Below are 20551 nucleotides of genomic sequence, written 5' to 3' on the forward strand. Positions count from 1 at the left end.
ACTTTAATGAACATACTTGGTAAGATAGTAGACGTTGAATACGAAACGGACCAAGTAGAAGCATCCCGCTTCTCACCTGTAGCGACGCACAAGCTGTTGGCAGGTTAACGACAATTACATGTATGTTCATGTGCGTTAAGGAGCGGGAGACATTTATGTCTTTCGCTCTTTTTTGCTTGGACGATTCGTAAATTCATTGGGAGGTGTCAACCATAGCTAAAGATCAAACGCAAGTTAATGAGAGAATCCGCGCAAAAGAATTACGTTTAATCGGTCAAGATGGTGATCAAATTGGAGTTAAATCTAAAAAAGAAGCCCTTGATATGGCCGATCGTGTTGGTTTAGATGTCGTAGTAGTAGCACCTAAAGCAAAACCACCAGTTGCTAGAATCATGGATTACGGTAAATACAAGTTCGAGCAACAGAAGAAAGAAAAAGAAATGAAGAAGAAACAAAAAGTCGTTAACGTAAAAGAAATCCGTTTAAGTCCTACAATTGAAGAGCACGATTTCAATACAAAACTTAAAAACGGGCGTAAATTCTTAACTAAAGGCGACAAATGTAAAGTTTCAATTCGTTTCCGTGGTCGTGCGATTACTCATAAAGAAATTGGTCAACGTGTCTTAGAACAATTCGCTGAAGAATGTAAAGACATTGCGACTGTTGAGCAAAAGGCTAAAATGGAAGGACGCCAAATGTTCTTAATGTTAGCCCCAATCAACGAAAAATAAACAAATCTATAGGAGGAATTATTCATGCCTAAAATGAAAACTCACCGTGGAGCTGCTAAACGTGTTAAAAGAACAGGTTCAGGTAAATTAAAACGTTCTAGAGCTTTCACTTCTCACTTATTTGCAAACAAAACAACTAAACAAAAACGTAAATTACGTAAAGCTTCATTAGTTTCAAAAAGTGATGCTAAACGTGTACGTCTATTATTAACATACGTAAAATAATCTAAATTCAAAGAATGCATGAATAGACATGCGAAAAGTTAAAAGGAGGAATTCTATATGCCACGTGTAAAAGGTGGAACAGTAACAAGAGCGCGTCGTAAAAAAACGATCAAATTAGCTAAAGGTTACTTCGGTGCTAAAAGCACTTTATATAAAGTAGCAAAACAACAAGTAATGAAATCAGGTCAATATGCATACCGTGACCGTCGTCAAAGAAAACGTGATTTCCGTAAATTATGGATCACTCGTATCAATGCAGCAGCTCGTCAACACGACATGAGCTACTCAAGATTAATGAACGGTTTAAAACAAGCTGGTATCGATATTAACCGTAAAATGTTATCTGAAATCGCTATTTCAGACGATAAAGCGTTCGGCGAATTAGTATCAAAAGCTAAAGACGCTTTAAAATAATATAAATGATTCAAACTAGGACATAAGTACGTGTCCTAGTTTTTTTGTTTTTAGATGGGGATTGTTGAAGGCAGTTCGGTTAGGTGGGGATGGATGGGCTGTTATAGAAGGGTTATTTGTGGAAAGGGTGTTGCAGGGGGCTATTATGGTAGTTCCGTTACGCGAAAGAAATTAGAAACAATCGCATAAGGGGTCCGTTACGCGATAGAAAATAAAAACAATCGCATAAGGGGTCTGTTACGCGAAAGATTTTAGAAACAATCGCATAAGGGGTCTGTTACGCGAAAGATTTTAGAAACAATCGCATAAGGGGTCTGTTACGCGAAAGATTTTAGAAACAATCGCATAAGGAGGCCGTTATGCGATAGAAAATTGAAACAATCGCATAAGGAGGCCGTTATGCCAAAGAAATTAAAAACAATCGCATAACGCCCCTCGACACCATATAAAAAACTAAATCAAAATTTACATCTGTGATTTAAATTATGAGAAATTTTCGCTGACGAAAATTCTCCTTATCACAAAGAATAACGCCAACAATGTAATAAGGGCGCCATGTTACAAAGACTTACGCAAACAATGTAATAAGGAAGCCATGTTACAAAGTCTGACGCCAACAATGTAATAAGGGCGCCATGTTACAAAGACTTACGCAAACAATGTAATAAGGAAGCCATGTTACAAAGTCTGACGCAAACAATGTAACATGGACGCCTTGTTACAAAGACCAACGCCAACAATGTAATAAGGAAGCCTTATCATAAAAATTTACATAAACTATGTGACATGGCGATGCATAAATACTTACTATTGCCCAACTGAACGTAAACTGCCAACTTAACTCTTAGGGGCTTTTCCCAACGAAATAAGCTAATCCATCATAATACGCAAGGCCGAATTATTACCAACATCCCGTAACCTCACTTTTGTTTGGAAATTAACTTTGATAAAATAAAGGCAAGTCATAGCAAAGGAGATTATTATGTCTAAATTTGATGAAATGATTACGGTTGTTCCGAGAGAGGTTATCTTTAACAAGGAACAAAATGCGTTTAACGGGTTTATATCTAATGAAGATAAACGTGCAAATGAAATTTATGAAACTTTAAAACAATATGAAATTAAAAGACGTGGCGATATGGAAGAAGATCCAAATTATAAACAATTAATTTCTTACGTTATCTTAGAAAACGAAGATAACGATATTCTTGTATACGAACGTCTTTCAGGTGGCGGCGAAGAACGTTTACACGGTCAATCATCCATCGGCGTTGGTGGTCATATGAATGATGTAGAGGACGCTAAGACGATTGAAGATGTAGTACGTACGAATGCTGCACGTGAACTTGAAGAAGAAGTAGGGCTTTCAGAAGAAGCCTGTAAAAATATGGAACATATCGGATTTATTAACGATGATGACAATGAAGTAGGCCGAGTTCACATCGGTGTAGTCTTCAAAGTAAAAGTTAATAAAGACGAAGTTGAATCAAAAGAAACGGATACGCTTAAATTAGAGTGGGTGAAAGAAGACGACATTCAAGATCTTTCATCATTTGAATCATGGAGTGCACTCATTTTAAAAGCATTCCAATAAGAGGTGAATACGATGTCAGACATCATACCTTTTCCGCACCTAAAAGAAAAACTTATTCGAGACATTAAGTCCGAGATGGATAAAGGTCAGTATGAAGAGGCCTATGATTCATTCATGGAATATGAGAGACACTATGAAATGTCTGATGAACTGGCGCTTAAGAAATGCGATTTACTATACAAGATGGAAGCGTTTCTCGAGTTACGAGAAGAAACAAGCATCTTACTGAATAAAGGCATCAAAGATTACGATCATCTCATATACTTACACGTCTTAAGTCTGTATGAATTAAAGCAATATTTCATTGCGATTGAAATTATTGACCAGATTATGGATGAAGTGGTTGAGCACAAGACGCGTTTAAAGTTACTACCGATTAAAGATCAAGCTGAGGAGAAACTTGAGCATAAACGTAAGCATGCGCAAGTGATCTTGCAGGATTTCGAGAATCAGACGATGCGCGAACAGATTCAAATCATGCTGACGTTAATTGATGACAATCAATTCTTATTCAAACATACGGTAGCAGAACTTCTAACGACACAAACGTTCCATCCAAACGTCATGAGTATTATGCTTGAATACTTGCGTTTTGCTACTTTCCGAAAAGAACTTAAGATACAAAAACTTGAACAAACGATTACGGTCGTACCATCGCGATTACCAGGTATAGAAAAAAGTCAATTTAAGACAGATATCATACCTGAAATCGTTGATAAACTTGAAGACGATATGCCATCCATTCTTACCGATGCGTTTACGGTATTAAATACGCATGCAATTCTCATGTATCCTCTAGATATTTATGAGATATTTGATAAGGAAACATGGATAAATGGCTATGTATTTTATTTTGAACAAATGGTCGATCATACGTTAGAATATAATGATGAGTATGATGATTTCATGTCATTTATTAAAAAATTAGAATCAATAAGTATCGGCAGTTGAAAGAACTGTCACCTATGTTATAATGTAGAAGTTGAAAAATTTTAAAATAGGAATATCATGGAGGTTTTTATACATGACAGCAACTTGGGAAAAAAAAGAAGGCAATGAAGGGTTACTAAAAGTAACTGTACCTTCTGAAGAATTAGATAAAGCATTAGACAAAGCTTTTAAAAAAGTAAGTAAACAAATCAACGTACCTGGTTTCCGTAAAGGTAAAGTACCACGTCAAATCTTCGAACAACGTTTCGGTGTGGAAGCATTATATCAAGATGCTGTAGATATCTTATTACCAGAAGCTTATGGTAAAGCTATCGATGAAACTGAAATCAACCCAGTTGATCAACCAGAAGTAAACGTAACTCAAATCGAAAAAGGTAAACCTTTCGAATTTGAAGCTACAGTTACAGTTGAACCTGAAGTTGAATTAGGCGACTACAAAGGCCTAAAAATCGAAAAAAAAGATACTGAGTTAACTGATGAAGAAGTTGACGAACAAATCAACCAAAGCTTAGAACAAATGGCTGACATGGTTGTTAAAGAAGAAGGCGCTGTTCAAGAAGGTAACACTGTAAACATCGACTTTGATGGTTATGTTGATGGTGAACAATTCGAAGGCGGCCAAGCTGATGGTTATGACTTAGAAATCGGTTCAGGTATGTTCATCCCTGGTTTCGAAGAACAATTAGTTGGTCTTAAAGTAGGCGAAGAAAAAGACGTTGAAGTAACGTTCCCAGAAGAATACCACGCTGAAGAATTAGCTGGTAAAAAAGCTACTTTCAAAACTAAGTTAAACGAAATCAAACAAAAAGAAGTACCAGAATTAGACGATGAAGTTGCAAATGAATTAGATCCAGAAGCAAATTCAGTAGATGAGTATAAAGAAAACTTACGTAAGCGTTTAGCTGAACAAAAAGAACAAAACGCTGAAAACGCTAAGAAAGAAGAAGCAATCACAAAAGCTACTGAAAATGCTAAAGTAGATATTCCAGATGCAATGATCAAAACTGAAACTGACCGTATGTTACAAGAGTTTGGTCAAAGATTACAACAACAAGGTCTTAACCTTGAAACGTACTTCCAAATCTCTGGTCAATCTGAAGATGACTTACGTGAACAAATGAAAGATGACGCAACTGAACGCGTTAAAACAAACTTAACGTTAAGCGCAATTGCTGACACTGAAAACATCGAAGTTAACGACGGCGATGTTGACGCTGAATTAGAAAACATGAGTAAGCAATTCAACATTTCAGTTGAAGACATCAAGAAAACTTTAGGTAACACTGATATCGTTAAGAATGACGTTCGTGTTAAAAAAGTTATCGACTTATTAGTATCTGAAGCTAAATTAGTTGAAGCTAAAGATAATAAAGAAGACGACAAAGAAGCGTAATTAAAACAATCGTTAAATTAAATAAATGATGTATGGAGCTGGGACAATTCATGTTCTAGCTCCATGCTATTTCTTAAGGAAACTTAAGACGCAAAATTTTAAATAAATCAAGTTAAAACTTTATGTTGATTGCATACAAATCTAATCTAAAAGATAAGCATTAAAATTTGACTATACCTTAAATTTTGTTATATTTTGATAAGACTCCAAAACAAGCGTCATTTTGGTTAATAAATAAAGAGAGATTTACCATTAATTCGCACATTTACACAAAACTAAATATATATCTAAATTAATTTGAACCGAAATGACCTTAAATTTGCATAATAAAGTGTGAAATAGTATAGTCGGTAAGGAATAGGGGTGTAAAAGTATGTTTAAATTTAATGAAGGTGAAGAAAACTTAAAATGTTCATTCTGCGGAAAAGACCAAGATCAAGTTAAAAAACTTGTCGCAGGTAGTGGCGTTTATATTTGTAATGAATGTATCGAATTATGTTCTGAAATCGTTGAAGAAGAACTAGCTCAAAAAGATACAACAGAAGTTACAGAATTACCTACACCTAAAGAAATTATGGAACAGCTTAATAATTATGTTATCGGCCAAGATAAAGCTAAAAAATCTTTAGCTGTTGCTGTTTATAATCATTATAAACGTGTACAACAACTTGGACCTAACGAAGATGAAGTTGAATTACAAAAAAGTAATGTTGCTTTAATCGGACCTACAGGTAGCGGTAAAACATTACTCGCTCAAACTTTAGCTAAGTCACTTAACGTACCATTTGCCATTGCAGATGCGACAAGCCTTACTGAAGCGGGTTACGTTGGTGAAGACGTTGAAAATATCTTACTTCGTCTTATTCAAGCTGCAGACTTTGATATTGATAAAGCTGAAAAAGGTATCATCTATGTCGATGAAATTGATAAAATCGCACGTAAATCTGAAAATACGTCAATTACACGTGACGTTTCAGGTGAAGGTGTACAACAAGCCTTACTTAAAATCTTAGAAGGTACAACTGCAAGTGTGCCTCCTCAAGGTGGACGTAAGCATCCTAACCAAGAATTTATTCAAATTGATACAACTAATATTTTATTCATTCTTGGCGGTGCTTTTGATGGAATCGATGATGTTATCAAACGTCGGTTAGGTGAAAAAGTTATTGGTTTCGCTAGTAATGAAGCTGATAAATACGACGAAGACTCCCTACTTGAGCACATTCGTCCAGAAGACCTTCAAACGTATGGTTTAATCCCAGAATTTATCGGTCGTATTCCAATTGTAGCGAACCTAGAATCACTAGACGTTGAAGCCTTAAAAAATATTTTAACGAAGCCTAAAAATGCGCTTGTTAAACAATATACGAAAATGCTAGAACTTGATAATGTTGATTTAGACTTCACTGAAGATGCGCTTGCTGCAATTAGTGAAAAGGCTATTGAACGTAAGACAGGTGCACGTGGTCTAAGATCAATTATTGAAGAAGCATTAATTGAAATTATGTATGATATTCCATCATCAGATGAAGTAGCTAAAGTCGTGATCACGAAAGATACGATTGAGAATGAAGATGCTCCTGAGTTATATGATTCAGAAGGTAATCTTGTTAATGATGAAAAAACATCAGCATAATCAAACTGCTTAACAATTAGATTGGTGCATTAACGTTGTTTAATGTATCAATCTTTTTTTAATGGGTATGAGTGAAACTATATCAAGTAATTAAGTGAGGAAGAAATTATGGAAATCAATCCTAATGAAATTGAATTATTAATTAGTGCTGTCCGAAAAGACCAATATCCAGAAACAGGTTTATCTGAAGTTGCTTTAAGTGGACGTTCTAATGTAGGTAAATCTACATTTATCAATAGTATGATCGGGCGTAAGAACATGGCACGTACATCGCAACAACCTGGTAAAACGCAAACGCTCAATTTCTATAATCTCGATAATAAGCTCGTGTTTGTCGATGTACCAGGATATGGTTATGCCAAAGTGAGTAAGAAAAAGCGCGAAGAATTCGGTAAGATGATTGAAAAATATATCACTGAACGTGAAAGTTTAAAGCTCGTTGTCCAATTAATCGACATCCGTCATAAACCGACTGAAGATGATATTCTTATGTATGATTATTTAAAACACTTCGATTTACCGACTTTAGTTATCGCAACGAAAGAAGACAAGATTGCTAAAGGTAAGGTTCAAAAGCATATTAAAGTGATTAAAGAAGCGCTAGAACTTGAGCCTGAAGATCAAATTATTAGTTATTCATCTTTAAATACGAATAAAAAGCAAGTTATTTGGGATGCGATTGAAAGTTATTTATAATCGTTATAAAGACGAGATAAGTATTAGGGCGAATGATGATGAAATTCGACAAAATTATGACGATAGATTAAAATCTTTCTAATTTAGGCGTTATCGTATCGCATTGAAAATTAGCCCTATGTTACAATATGAATAATGGAAATTTAAGAAGGGGCGTTATACATGCATTTAATTGCAATAAGTATTAATCATCGTACTGCAGACGTTTCATTACGTGAACAAGTTGCTTTTAAAAATGATGAAATCGAGCGTGTTCATACGCAATTATTTGATACGAAATCAATTTTAGAAAATGTAATATATTCAACTTGCAACCGTACAGAAGTATACGCTGTTGTAGACCAGATCCACACAGGGCGTTACTATATTCAACGCTTTTTAGCGCAATCATTTAACATGGAAGTTGATGACATTAAAGATATGTCAGAGGTATTCATTGGTGATGCAGCAGTTGAACATTTATTTAAAGTTATGACAGGCCTAGATTCCATCGTTCTTGGTGAAACTCAAATCTTAGGTCAAATTCGTAATGCATTCTTTACTGCACAAGACATGCATACGACAGGAACGATCTTTAATCATTTATTTAAACAAGCGATTACCTTTAGTAAACGTGCACATCATGAAACAGATATCGCAGACAATGCTGTTAGCGTATCATATGCTGCGGTAGAACTTGCGAAGAAGGTATTCGGTAACCTTCATAAGAAACGTGCGTTAATTATCGGTGCCGGTGAAATGAGTGAATTATCACTGCTTAACTTGAAGGGTGCAGGTATGACAGATATTCACATTGTTAACCGTTCCTTTGAAAAAGCAGATGCACTTGCCTCTAAACACAATGTTATGAGTCATGATATGTCTCAGTTAACGACATTACTTCGTGATGTTGATGTGGTGATTAGTTCCACTCGAAAAGATGGCTTTGTACTTGATCGTGACATGGTGCAAGATGCTACGATGCAACGCCATAATGATTCATTAGTAATGATTGATATCGCTGTACCTCGTGATATTGATCCAAAGGTCGCTGACATCGATTGTGTATTCAACTATGACGTAGATGATTTAAATGGCTTAGTAGACGCAAACCTTAAAGAACGTCAATCAGCAGCCAATGAAATTTTATCTATGATTCCAAATGAAATTGATGCGCATAACGATTGGGTAAACATGTTAGGTGTGGTACCTGTAATTCGAGCTTTAAGAGAAAAAGCGATGGGTATCCAACAAGACACAATGGCAAGCATCGACCGCAAATTACCTGATTTAAATGAGAGAGAACGTAAAGTGATATCTAAGCACACGAAAAGTATTATCAATCAAATGCTTAAAGATCCAATTAAACAAGCTAAAGAACTTAGCAATGATAAAAATAGTAAAGCGCGTTTAGAATTATTCCAAGAAATCTTTGATATTGATGTTTTAGATGAATATCAACAAGAAATTGAAACGCGTAAGTCATATTCCAAGAAGCGCAGTATCTTTAATTTAAATCATTTAACATGATGGTGATGTCATGCAAGATTCAATATTTATACGTTTTCATGAAATTATTCTTTTAATCTATGTCTTAAGTATAGGTTTTTATTTCATTGATTTTATTAAACACAACTACAAAGTTAAAATGCTCGGTGTCTATACACTTGGGATTGTTTGGGTTTTGCAAACAATCTCTTTAACTATGTTTATAATTGAAACGAGAGACTTTCCGTTTGGGTCGATATCCGAAGTATTTAATGTTCTAACCTGGCTCATTATACTCGTCTCTCTAATCACACACCGTATTAAGCGATTAGACTTTTCAATATTTTTATTAAACCTTATAGGATTTACGCTACTTACCTTGCACACTTTCCAACCTACACAGTATAGTTCAGGTGGTTTAAGACTTGAAGCTGTAAATGAACTCCTGATGATTCACATTTCACTTGCGATTGTAAGTTATGTCGCTTTTGCTTTCGCATTTGTAAATGGCTTACTCTTTCTCGTTCAATATCGTAACCTCAAGGAAAAGCGCTTTGACCATTCGTACTTCAGAATTGGTAGCGTAGCCTTCTTAGAACAATTATTATTCTACAGTACGTTAACGGGATTTATTATTCTTGTCTTAAGTTTAATATTAGGTGGTCTGTGGGGTTTATTTACGATAGGTAGTGGTATCTTACTTGATCCTAAGGTTATCTCTTCATCAATTATCGCTTTATTGTATGGCATCTTTATTTGTTTATTCGTACGACGTAAGCTTAATCCAAAACATTTAATCTATATCAATATCGTGTTATTTTTGCTTTGTATGATTAACATGATCGTTATCACGCAATTATCCACGTTCCATCAATGGACAGGGAAGTAATGTTTAGCCAATTTTGTTAGGAGGCAACTATGAGAAAATTAATCGTAGGTTCTAGACGTAGTAAATTAGCACTTACACAAAGTAAGCAATTTATAGAACAACTTAAAAGTGTATCTGAAGGGCTTGAAGTTGAAATTAAAGAAATCGTTACGAAAGGTGACCAAATTGTAGACCGTCAATTATCTAAAGTTGGCGGTAAAGGGCTTTTCGTGAAGGAAATTGAGCAAGCACTTTATAATCATGAAATCGATTTAGCGATCCATTCGCTAAAGGATGTACCGAGTGTCATGCCTGAAGGTTTAACGCTTGGTTGTATTCCTGACCGTGAGAATCCGTTTGATGCGTATATTGCGATTGACCATGTGCCATTAGATGAACTTAAGCCTGGTAGTATTGTTGGTACAAGTTCGTTGCGTCGTGGCGCGCAAATTCTCGCTAAATATCCGCATCTTGAAATTAAATGGATTCGCGGTAATATTGATACGCGCTTACAGAAGCTACAAGATGAAGATTATGATGCGATTATTCTTGCCGCTGCAGGTTTAAAACGCATGGGTTGGCCAAGTGATATGGTTACGACGTACTTACAACCTGACACGTTAATCCCGGCTATCGGTCAGGGCGCGCTTGGTATTGAATGCCGAAGTGATGATACAGAATTATTAGAATTACTTCAGAAGGTGCATAATGCATCTGTTGAACGTTGTGTGACGAGTGAGCGTACGTTCTTAAAAGAAATGGACGGCAGTTGTTCAGTACCTATCGGTGGTTATGCGACTGAAGATGATGAAGGTACGATTACGTTTACAGGTCTAATTATGACGCCTGATGGTAAAGAGCGTTATGAATGTACGAAAGAAGGCACTGACCCAGTAGCTTTAGGTAAAGCTGTTAGTGATGAACTTAAATCACAAGGTGCTTATGAAATTATTAAAAACTTAAATGAAAATCAATAATACGTAAGGAGGGCTAATTTATGAAACCGACGATTATTATGACACAGTCTACGCGTTATCAACATCCTGATGCGCATGTGTTACATCTACCGTTCATTAAAATTAGTCCTCTTTCTTTACCTTCGAACTTTAATAATCAATCGTATGACTGGTTAATTCTAACGTCTAAAAATGCGGTCACACATTTTAAACCCTATTTAGACCATATCCATTATAAGAAGCTCGCAGTTATTGGAGAAAAGACGAAGCAACTGTGTCATGATTTAGGTTTGAAGGTGGACTTTTGTCCAAAGGACTTTTCACAAGAGGGGTTTCTTGAAGCATTTCATGGAAAGGAAGGACGTGTTCTGATTCCAAGTAGTCTTAAGGCACGACCTAAACTTGCTGAAACGCTTCGAAATCGTGGTTTAGAAGTTACAAAACTTGATTTATATGAGCCAATCGCACATGATAAACATATACAAGAAGCAATTCAATTAATTGAAAGTAATCTAATAAATGTGTTAACATTTGCTAGTAGTTCAAGTGCACGCTATTACTTTTCAAAGGGTGGCGATACGACGTTTCAACATTATTATGTGATTGGTCATGAAACGTTAAAAACTGTTGAAAGTTATGGTGCAAGCGCTAAGGTGGCGCCAATTCAGACGCTAGATGCTATGATGCAAACAATATTAAGAAAGTAGGCGACAATATGCAATTTGATAGACACAGAAAATTACGTAGTTCAGCGACAATGCGTAACATGGTGAGAGAGACACATTTACGAAAAGAGGATTTAATTTATCCAATCTTTGTTGTTGAAAAAGACGATGTTAAGAAGGAAATCAAATCTTTACCTGGTGTTTACCAAATTAGTTTAAATCTGTTACATGAAAAAATTAAAGAAGCTTATGAACTTGGTATCAGAGGCTTAATGTTTTTTGGTGTACCTAATGAGAAAGATGATGTAGGTACAGGTGCTTACCATAATCATGGTGTCATTCAAGAGGCAACACGCATTTCTAAATCGCTTTATGATGACATGTTAGTTGTTGCGGATACATGTCTTTGTGAGTATACGGACCACGGTCATTGTGGTGTAATTGACCCGGATAAAAAAGATGTCGATAATGATAAATCACTAGACTTACTTGTTAAGACGGCTGTATCTCAAGTAGAAGCAGGTGCAGATATTATCGCGCCAAGTAATATGATGGATGGCTTTGTGGCGACGATACGTAAAGGTTTAGATGAAGCGGGTTATGAATATGTGCCAATTATGAGTTACGGTATTAAATATGCGTCAAGCTTCTTTGGACCGTTCAGAGACGCCGCAGAATCAACACCATCATTTGGTGACCGTAAGACGTATCAAATGGATCCTGCTAATCGCTTAGAAGCATTCCGCGAATTAGAAAGTGACTTGAAAGAAGGTTGTGACATGATGATTGTGAAACCTGCTTTAAGTTATTTAGATATCATTCGCGATGTGCGTAACCGTACGAATGTACCAGTTGTTGCTTATAATGTAAGCGGTGAATATAGTATGACGAAAGCGGCAGCTTTAAATGGTTGGATCGATGAAGAGAAAGTTGTTATGGAACAAATGATTTCAATGAAGCGTGCAGGCGCAGATATGATTATTACGTACTTTGCTAAAGACATTTGTCGTTATTTAAATCAATAAGGAGGCCAATTCATGCGTTACAATCAATCAATTGAAGCTCATCAGAAAGCTGAAAAACTAATGCCAGGTGGTGTTAATAGCCCCGTTCGTGCATTTAAATCTGTAGATACACCAGCCATCTTTATGGATCATGGTGAAGGGTCTAAAATTTATGATATCGATGGTAATGAATATATCGATTATGTGTTAAGCTGGGGACCTTTAATCCTAGGACACAAGAATCCTCAAGTTATCGAGAAATTACATCAATCTATCGATAAAGGTACAAGCTTTGGTACGTCAACTTTAGAAGAGAATAAGTTAGCTGAACTTGTTATTGAACGTGTACCATCTATTGAGAAGGTACGTATGGTGTCATCAGGTACTGAAGCGACACTTGATACGTTACGTTTAGCTCGTGGTTATACAGGTCGTAATAAGATCGTTAAATTCGAAGGTTGCTACCACGGTCATAGTGACTCATTACTAATTAAAGCAGGTTCTGGCGTAGCGACATTAGGTTTACCTGATTCTCCAGGTGTCCCTGAAGGTATCGCTCAGAACACAATTACAGTTCCTTATAATGACTTCGATGCCATCAAAGTAGCGTTCGAAGAGTTTGGTGACGATATTGCAGGTGTTATCGTCGAGCCAGTAGCAGGTAACATGGGTGTTGTGCCGCCTAAAGATGGCTTCTTAGAACATCTACGTGACATCACTAAAGAACATGGTTCATTACTTATCTTTGACGAAGTGATGACTGGATTTAGAGTAGGCTATAACTGTGCGCAAGGTTATTTCGGTGTGACACCTGATTTAACTTGTTTAGGAAAAGTCATTGGCGGTGGCTTACCGGTAGGCGCTATCGGCGGTAAAGCTGAAATTATGGACCATATTGCGCCAGTTGGTGATATCTATCAAGCAGGTACACTATCAGGTAACCCACTCGCAATGACAAGTGGTTATGAAACGTTAAGTCAGTTAACTGAAGAAAGTTACGAATACTTTAACGAACTCGGTGACTTATTAGAAGAAGGTCTTAAAGAGGTATTTAGTAAGCATAACGTACCAATTACAGTAAACCGTGCTGGCTCAATGATTGGTTACTTCTTAAACGAAGGTCCTGTAACAAATTTTGATGAAGCAAACAAAAGTGATTTAGAATTATTTAGTAATATGTATCGTGAAATGGCTAAAGAAGGTGTCTTCTTACCGCCATCTCAATTCGAAGGTACGTTCTTATCAATGGCGCATACTAAGGACGATATTGAGAAAACAATTCAAGCTTTTGATACAGCGTTAAGTCGTATTGTTTAACTTTCGTTTTAATAAAAGGGCGATTGTAAGATAACGTTTGATCCAAGGCATTTTAGCTTAAATGCTCTGAATGTCTTGGGTCTTTTTTAGTATTTAATTGTAGTTTGGTTGTTTATATTTATTAGAGAATGGTTTGCTTTTCGCTATGCCTTGCTTACTTAGCTTGTTGGATTGCTCATGCAATCCTCTATGCAAGGGACCTTCCTGTGGCGTCGCTTTGAGCTAAAGCTTCGCTTGGATCTCCCTTCCTCACAGTGCCACGGGAGTCTCAAAGCTTGCATTCTCTAATACTTTTAAAGACAATTCAATTAGATTTAATTAAAACTAGCCCTTATAGCATTAAAGATACTGGTATTACAATTCCTTAAACAGCTGACTCCTAGGGGTGGGGCCCCGGCAAAGGAATTTGCGTAAGCAAATTATCAAGCTATACAAGCCGGGGCTTAAGCGTGGTGCAAAGTAGCAATGCTACTTTGTAAGTCCAACTAGCAAACTGGAAGTTTGAGTTGGACTTTAGAGACTACAGGCTCAGGCCACGCCCCAGGAAAGCATGCTGTTTATTGGAATTGTTTTAATAAAATACGTTTTAAACCAGATATACTTTTATTTTTTTAGATAGGCTCATTTAAGCTTTATTAGGAGGGATGATTTGAAACGAAGTGATCTCAATAAAGTAATCATCTTACTATTATCTGTCGTATGTGGCTTTATCCTACAAGCATTACATATCATATTACCTTGGATGTTCGGTCCCATTATTGCAAGTTTAATTTGTACGAAGCTTTTCAAGATGCAAATTAAATGGCCGACATGGCTAAGTAACCTTGGGTTAATAGCACTCGGCATTCAAATTGGAACGTCATTTACGAAGACCGTAATCGGTGATATCAAAGATGATTGGATTTCTATTATATTAGTAAGTATCTTATTGCTTATGCTTGCGTTAATCATTTCTATACCTTTCAGAAAGATAGCGGGCATCAATCGAGAAACGGCGATACTAAGTGTTATCCCAGGTGCGCTCAGCCAAATGCTTGTCATGGCTGAAGAGAATAAGAAAGCGAATATGTTGATCGTGAGTTTGACGCAAACTTCACGCATTATCTTCGTCGTGATGTTGGTACCTTTATTATCATTTCTCTTCCAGGAAAAGGATGCTAAGAACCAATCGAGCTTTGACACGTCGTATCTAACTGAGACGCTTAATATTTGGCATGTGTTGATACTTGTAGCAGGTATCGTTGTCGTATATTACATCATGAAAGCAATCAAATTCCCAACTAAAATCTTATTAGCACCGATTGTTGTGCTTATCGTGTGGAATTTATCAACGGAAATCACGTTTACGCTAGACCCGTGGTTAATCGCCATTGCGCAAATTATTTATATGATTCGAATTGGGCTACAAATATCGAACTTACTAAATGATTTAAAAGGGCGTATCGCGATTGCAATTGCCTTTCAAAATATCATGCTTATTTTAACGGCTTTACTTATGGTGATCGTATTACATTTCTTTAATCATCAATCTATTAATGAGTTGTTCTTAGGTGCTGCACCTGGAGGCATGAGCCAGATTATACTCGTTGCATTAGAAGTAGGCGCAGATGTGGCGATGATTTCAAGCTATCACATCTTTAGAATTTTCTTTATCTTGTTTATCATCGCGCCTCTAGTTGGCTATTATTTAAAATACATGAATCAAAAAAAGCAGGAATGAGGTATAAGCTCATTCCTGCTTTTTATTTGTTCTCAGGGTTGTTAGGGCAATCTACAAGATGTCCATTGTACATCCCACAAGCTTCCATAAAGGAGTAAACAGTTACCGGTCCTAAAAACTTAAAGCCATATGTCTTAAGATCCTTAGATAAGCGTTTAGCACGTTCATCAACTGTAATAGCTTCACGTTCTTCTCGTGTTTTAAATTTAAAATTAATAGGTTCATGGTCTACATATGACCATAGAAAATCGCTAAAACTTCCAAATTCTGCTTCAATCTTTAGAAAGCCTTTTGCTTGAGAGACAATGGCTTCTAATTTCTTGCGATTATGCACAATATTAGGAAACGACATTAATTCATCGATGTCAGCTTCAGTCATTTCAGCAACTTTAGTAGGTTCAAATTGATGAAAGGCGTCTTCATAGCTTTCCTTTTTCTTAAGTATCGTTAACCAGGAAAGACCGGCGTGCTGTGATTCAAGGGCAATTAATTTAAACAAGTCTTTTGAATTATACATGGGTTGTCCCCAAACGTTGTCGTGATATGCGATATAGATAGGATCTTTCGTTCCAAAAGCACAAGGGTTCATGTGTAGCAACCTCCCGTATATTGACTTATGACCAATATCAGTATACTATATTAAAGTAGATGAATATAGTTTAGGGAAGAGTATGTTATGTGACGTTTTAAGAGAGTGTACGTGTGCTGTGAGTACATAGCGTTCATAATTGAAGGTAGCCCGAGATAACTTTTGCTGAAATGGGAAAGACTAGGTAAAAGCGTGATTGAGCGTTAATCAAATTGGAGTGCTTCATAATACGTTGTTATTATGTCGAATATAGGTGGTACCACGGAACATCCGTCCTATTATGGACGGGTGTTTTTTATATTTTAAGGAGGTTTTTGATATGGAAATGAAGCCTAAATATAATCCAAATGAAGTTGAAAGTGGTCGTTATCAAAAATGGTTAGACCAAGGGCTTTTCAAAGCAGGACAAGATGAATCTAAAGAAACATACACGATTGTGATCCCGCCTCCGAATGTGACAGGTCGTTTACATTTAGGTCATGCATGGGATACAACGTTACAAGATATGATTACGCGTATGAAACGTATGCAAGGTTATGACACATTATATTTACCAGGTATGGACCATGCTGGTATTGCGACGCAAGCTAAAGTGGAAGCTAAGATGCAAGAACAAGGTATTTCACGTCATGACATTGGTCGCGACAAATTTATGGAAAAGGCTTGGGACTGGAAAGAGGAGTATGCGTCATTTATTCGTGAACAATGGGCGAAACTTGGTCTAGGCTTAGATTATAGTCGTGAGCGCTTTACTTTAGATGAAGGTTTAAGTAAGGCTGTTAAGAAAGTCTTTGTGGATATGTATAACAAAGGTCTGATTTATCGCGGCGAACGTATTATTAACTGGGATCCTAAAGCGCGTACGGCTTTATCTGATATTGAAGTGATTCACGAAGACGTTGAAGGTAAATTCTATCACTTTAAGTATCCATATGCGGATGGCGATGGATATATTGAGATCGCGACGACTCGTCCTGAAACAATGCTTGGTGATACAGCGATTGTGGTTAACCCTGATGACGCGCGTTATCAAGACGTTATTGGTAAGTATGTGACGTTACCGATTGTAGGTCGTAAGTTACCAGTTATTGCGGATGATTACGTTGATATGGAATTCGGTAGTGGTGCGATGAAAGTTACGCCTGCACACGACCCGAACGACTTTGAAATCGGTAATCGCCATGATTTAGAACGCATTGTTGTAATGGATGAATCTGGTTGCATGAACGATAAAGCGGATAAATACGAGGGTATGGATCGCTTTGAATGTCGTAAGCAACTTGTTAAAGACCTTGAAGACGAAGGTTTAGTTATCAAGATTGAAAGTCATATGCACTCAGTTGGTCACTCAGAACGTAGTGGCGCGATTGTGGAACCTTATCTTTCAACGCAATGGTTCGTTAAGATGAAGCCGCTTGCTGAGCGTTCGCTTAACAACCAAGATACTGATGAACGTATCGAATTCGTTCCGCCTCGTTTTGAAAAGACCTTTGCGAGATGGATGAATGAAATTAGAGACTGGACTATTTCTAGACAGTTATGGTGGGGTCATCAAATTCCAGCTTGGTATCATAATGAAACAAACGAATTATACGTTTCAGAAACGCCACCTGAAGACATTGAGAATTGGACGCAAGATCCAGACGTTTTAGATACATGGTTCTCAAGTGCGTTATGGCCGTTCTCAACGCTTGGTTGGCCAGATGAAGATAGCGCAGATTATAAACGCTTCTACCCAACTAACGTGCTTGTGACAGGTTATGACATCATATTCTTCTGGGTAGCACGCATGATATTCCAAGGTTTAGAATTTACAAATCAAAAACCATTCAACGACGTGTTATTACACGGCTTAGTACGTGCTGAAGATGGCCGTAAAATGAGTAAATCATTAGGTAATGGTGTAGACCCAATGGATGTTATCGATGAATACGGTGCAGATAGCTTACGTTACTTCTTAGCTACAGGTTCATCACCAGGCCACGACTTACGTTACTCAACTGAAAAGGTTGAATCTGTATGGAACTTCATTAATAAGATCTGGAACGCTGCACGATTTAGCTTAATGAATATTGGTGAAGACTTTAAGTATGAAGATATTGACTTAAGTGGTGAATTATCACTAGCAGATAAATGGATTTTAACGCGTTTAAATGAAACGATTCAGACGGTTACAGATTTAAGTGATAAGTATGAATTCGGTGAAGTTGGTCGTAACTTATACAACTTTATTTGGGATGAATTCTGTGATTGGTATATCGAAATGAGTAAGATCCCGATGAATGGTGACGACGAAGCGCGTAAACAAACAACACGTTCTGTATTAAGTTATACATTAGATCAAATTATGCGTATGTTACATCCATTTATGCCATTTGTAACGGAACATATTTGGCAAAACTTACCACATCAAGGTGACTCTATTGTTACCGCATCTTGGCCGAAAGTCGATACGTCACTTCAATTTGAAGATAGTAAAACGACGATGGAACATCTCGTAGAAATTATCAAAGCAGTACGTCAGTCTCGTTTAGAAGTGGATACACCACTTTCTAAAGAAATTCCGATTCGTATTCAAGCTAAAGACGACAATGTTAAAGCAGTTCTAAACGACAACCGCGACTACATCGAGCGATTCTGTAATCCAAACGAACTCGTTATTGATACTGATGTTGAGATTCCTGAAAAGGCTATGACATCAGTAGTGACTGCAGGGGAAGTGATTTTACCATTAGAAGGTTTAATCGATATGGATAAAGAGCGTAAACGTTTGGAAAAAGAACTTGAAAAATGGCAAAAAGAATTAGACCGCGTTGAAAACAAATTAGCTAACGAAAACTTCGTTAATAAAGCACCAGAAAAAATTATCCAAGCTGAACGTGATAAACAAAAAGATTACCAAGAGAAATACGATGGTGTAAAATCAAGAATAGAACAATTAAACGTATAGGAGTCTTACTATGAATTACCTAGACAGCTTATATTGGATACATGAGCAAAAGAATTTTGGAATAAAACCTGGTGTTAAACGCATGGAATGGATGCTAGAGCAACTAGACCATCCTGAGCGTCAAATACGAGGTATTCACGTTGGTGGCACGAATGGTAAAGGATCAACTGTTTCCTATTTAAAGAGTGCGCTTGTCGACAATGGTTATGACGTTGGAACGTTTACGTCTCCATATATTGAAACGTTTAACGAACGTATCAGTTTTAACGGTCATCCTATCACGAATGATGAACTTGTAGATCTTGTAGCGCGTGTTAAACCGATATGTGAGGCATTAAGCGTTGAAACAGATCTTGGTACGGCAACAGAATTTGAAATCATTACTACAATGATGTTCTTATACTTTGGTCAAATCAGACCTGTAGATTTCGTTATTGTGGAAGCTGGTCTCGGTGTTAAAAATGATTCAACAAACGTCTTTAAGCCGATCATGTCTATCTTAACAAGCATCGGTTTAGATCATACTGACATTTTAGGTCAAACATACCTTGATATCGCCCGTGATAAAGCACATATCATTAAAGAAGATACGCCAGTGATATATTCAGTCAAAGATCCAGACGCTCTGAAATACATTCGCGAGTTCGCAGAGAAGAGTAATGCGAAAGCGATTGAAATTGGTCGAGAAATCACGGTTATCTCAGAAGATGATGAATTCACGTATCGCTATAAAGACTATGAACTTGAGAATTTAGTGCTGAATATGATTGGTGATCATCAAAAAGAGAACGCTTCATTAGCAATTACTGCGCTGTTAGAGCTTAAAGAAGCAGGCATCGTTGAACTCGATTTCAATAAGATGATAGACGGCATTGAAGCGGTTAATTGGACAGGGCGTTTAGAACAAGTTAGCGAATCACCATTAATCATTTTAGATGGTGCACATAATACTGAGAGTATTGAAGCCTCGGTAAAGAGTATTCGTGACTATTATCATCTTGATCAGGTAGACGTATTGTTTGCGGCGATAGACGGTAAACCTGTTCAATCTATGATTCATCAGTTATCTCAAATCGCGACAACGTTCAATGTTACGGATTTCGACTTCCCTAAAGCACTACCACGTCATACGTTATATGACGAAGTCGAACATGATAACAAGGCCTTAATTCACGACTATCAAACATTCATCAAAGAATACGAAGGACCAGGTTTATTAATTGTTGGAAGTCTATATTTTATTAGCGAAGTTAAATTAAATATGAAATTTTAATCCCCTTGAAAAGCCCTTTAGATATACGATGATGTTTTCGGAACAGCGTAGCGTTTGTAAGGGTAAAGGATTGAAAACATTTCTTAAGTTATTAACTTAAAT

General features: G+C 36.8%; 18 protein-coding genes and 2 other annotated features. Of the genes, 17 read left to right on the top strand and 1 reads right to left on the bottom strand.

Going from position 1 to position 20551, the window contains the following annotated elements; genetic code table 11:
• The first annotated feature begins 46 nt into the window (after positions 1 to 46).
• Positions 47 to 180, top strand: a sequence feature (ribosomal protein L20 leader region).
• A 23-nt stretch (positions 181 to 203) separates the two neighbouring features.
• The 15 genes from infC (at position 204) to ACF3N8_RS07230 (ending at position 15637) form a co-directional block, all read left to right on the top strand.
• Positions 204 to 731, top strand: coding sequence for a translation initiation factor IF-3 (gene infC, locus ACF3N8_RS07160; protein ID WP_009381887.1), 528 nt, complete (start codon positions 204 to 206; stop codon positions 729 to 731).
• A 24-nt stretch (positions 732 to 755) separates the two neighbouring features.
• Positions 756 to 956, top strand: coding sequence for a 50S ribosomal protein L35 (rpmI, locus tag ACF3N8_RS07165; RefSeq protein ID WP_392449787.1), 201 nt, complete (start codon positions 756 to 758; stop codon positions 954 to 956).
• A gap of 57 nt (positions 957 to 1013) precedes the next feature.
• Positions 1014 to 1370 (top strand): 50S ribosomal protein L20, encoded by a 357-nt coding sequence (gene rplT, locus ACF3N8_RS07170; RefSeq protein ID WP_009381875.1) that lies wholly within the window; start codon positions 1014 to 1016, stop codon positions 1368 to 1370.
• Between the two features lie 982 nt (positions 1371 to 2352).
• On the top strand, positions 2353 to 2964 hold the full coding sequence (locus ACF3N8_RS07175) for an NUDIX domain-containing protein (RefSeq protein ID WP_238100821.1): 612 nt from the start codon (positions 2353 to 2355) through the stop codon (positions 2962 to 2964).
• Between the two features lie 12 nt (positions 2965 to 2976).
• A complete protein-coding gene (locus ACF3N8_RS07180; protein ID WP_238093337.1) occupies positions 2977 to 3915 on the top strand; it encodes a hypothetical protein in 939 nt (312 codons plus the stop codon).
• 73 nt (positions 3916 to 3988) lie between these two features.
• Positions 3989 to 5308 carry a trigger factor gene (gene tig / locus ACF3N8_RS07185; RefSeq protein WP_238101805.1) on the top strand — a complete coding sequence of 440 codons (1320 nt, stop codon included), beginning with the start codon at positions 3989 to 3991 and terminating at the stop codon, positions 5306 to 5308.
• Positions 5309 to 5681: 373 nt separating this feature from the next.
• Entirely contained in the window at positions 5682 to 6944 is a 1263-nt protein-coding gene (clpX, locus tag ACF3N8_RS07190) for an ATP-dependent Clp protease ATP-binding subunit ClpX (RefSeq protein WP_009381871.1), read from the top strand.
• Between the two features lie 108 nt (positions 6945 to 7052).
• A complete protein-coding gene (gene yihA, locus ACF3N8_RS07195) occupies positions 7053 to 7640 on the top strand; it encodes a ribosome biogenesis GTP-binding protein YihA/YsxC (RefSeq protein WP_009381869.1) in 588 nt (195 codons plus the stop codon).
• Between the two features lie 162 nt (positions 7641 to 7802).
• Entirely contained in the window at positions 7803 to 9149 is a 1347-nt protein-coding gene (gene hemA / locus ACF3N8_RS07200) for a glutamyl-tRNA reductase (RefSeq protein WP_392449788.1), read from the top strand.
• A gap of 10 nt (positions 9150 to 9159) precedes the next feature.
• The gene (locus tag ACF3N8_RS07205; RefSeq protein ID WP_392449789.1) at positions 9160 to 9996 is read left to right on the top strand and encodes an inner membrane protein YpjD; all 837 of its coding nucleotides are present in this window, start codon (positions 9160 to 9162) and stop codon (positions 9994 to 9996) included.
• Positions 9997 to 10025: 29 nt separating this feature from the next.
• Positions 10026 to 10952: a hydroxymethylbilane synthase gene (gene hemC, locus ACF3N8_RS07210; protein WP_009381863.1), complete on the top strand. Its 927-nt coding sequence runs from the start codon at positions 10026 to 10028 to the stop codon at positions 10950 to 10952.
• A 20-nt stretch (positions 10953 to 10972) separates the two neighbouring features.
• Complete coding sequence (locus ACF3N8_RS07215) at positions 10973 to 11638, top strand: uroporphyrinogen-III synthase (RefSeq protein ID WP_238101802.1); 666 nt, start codon at positions 10973 to 10975, stop codon at positions 11636 to 11638.
• Between the two features lie 8 nt (positions 11639 to 11646).
• A complete protein-coding gene (hemB, locus tag ACF3N8_RS07220) occupies positions 11647 to 12621 on the top strand; it encodes a porphobilinogen synthase (RefSeq protein ID WP_238101801.1) in 975 nt (324 codons plus the stop codon).
• Between the two features lie 12 nt (positions 12622 to 12633).
• Positions 12634 to 13917, top strand: coding sequence for a glutamate-1-semialdehyde 2,1-aminomutase (gene hemL, locus ACF3N8_RS07225; protein WP_009381860.1), 1284 nt, complete (start codon positions 12634 to 12636; stop codon positions 13915 to 13917).
• A 649-nt stretch (positions 13918 to 14566) separates the two neighbouring features.
• Positions 14567 to 15637, top strand: coding sequence for an AbrB family transcriptional regulator (locus ACF3N8_RS07230; protein WP_017176468.1), 1071 nt, complete (start codon positions 14567 to 14569; stop codon positions 15635 to 15637).
• A 22-nt stretch (positions 15638 to 15659) separates the two neighbouring features.
• Here the strand turns inward: ACF3N8_RS07230 and ACF3N8_RS07235 are convergent, their stop codons facing one another.
• On the bottom strand, positions 15660 to 16226 hold the full coding sequence (locus ACF3N8_RS07235; RefSeq protein WP_009381858.1) for a DNA-3-methyladenine glycosylase I: 567 nt from the start codon (positions 16224 to 16226) through the stop codon (positions 15660 to 15662).
• 58 nt (positions 16227 to 16284) lie between these two features.
• Positions 16285 to 16507: a binding site (T-box leader), on the top strand.
• A 38-nt stretch (positions 16508 to 16545) separates the two neighbouring features.
• Between ACF3N8_RS07235 and ACF3N8_RS07240 the strand changes: the two genes are divergently transcribed.
• Entirely contained in the window at positions 16546 to 19176 is a 2631-nt protein-coding gene (locus tag ACF3N8_RS07240) for a valine--tRNA ligase (protein ID WP_238101937.1), read from the top strand.
• Between the two features lie 10 nt (positions 19177 to 19186).
• The gene (locus ACF3N8_RS07245; protein ID WP_392449790.1) at positions 19187 to 20449 is read left to right on the top strand and encodes a bifunctional folylpolyglutamate synthase/dihydrofolate synthase; all 1263 of its coding nucleotides are present in this window, start codon (positions 19187 to 19189) and stop codon (positions 20447 to 20449) included.
• The last annotated feature ends 102 nt before the right edge of the window (positions 20450 to 20551 follow it).

This window comes from Staphylococcus massiliensis (assembly GCF_043186315.1).
Lineage (GTDB): Bacteria > Bacillota > Bacilli > Staphylococcales > Staphylococcaceae > Staphylococcus > Staphylococcus massiliensis.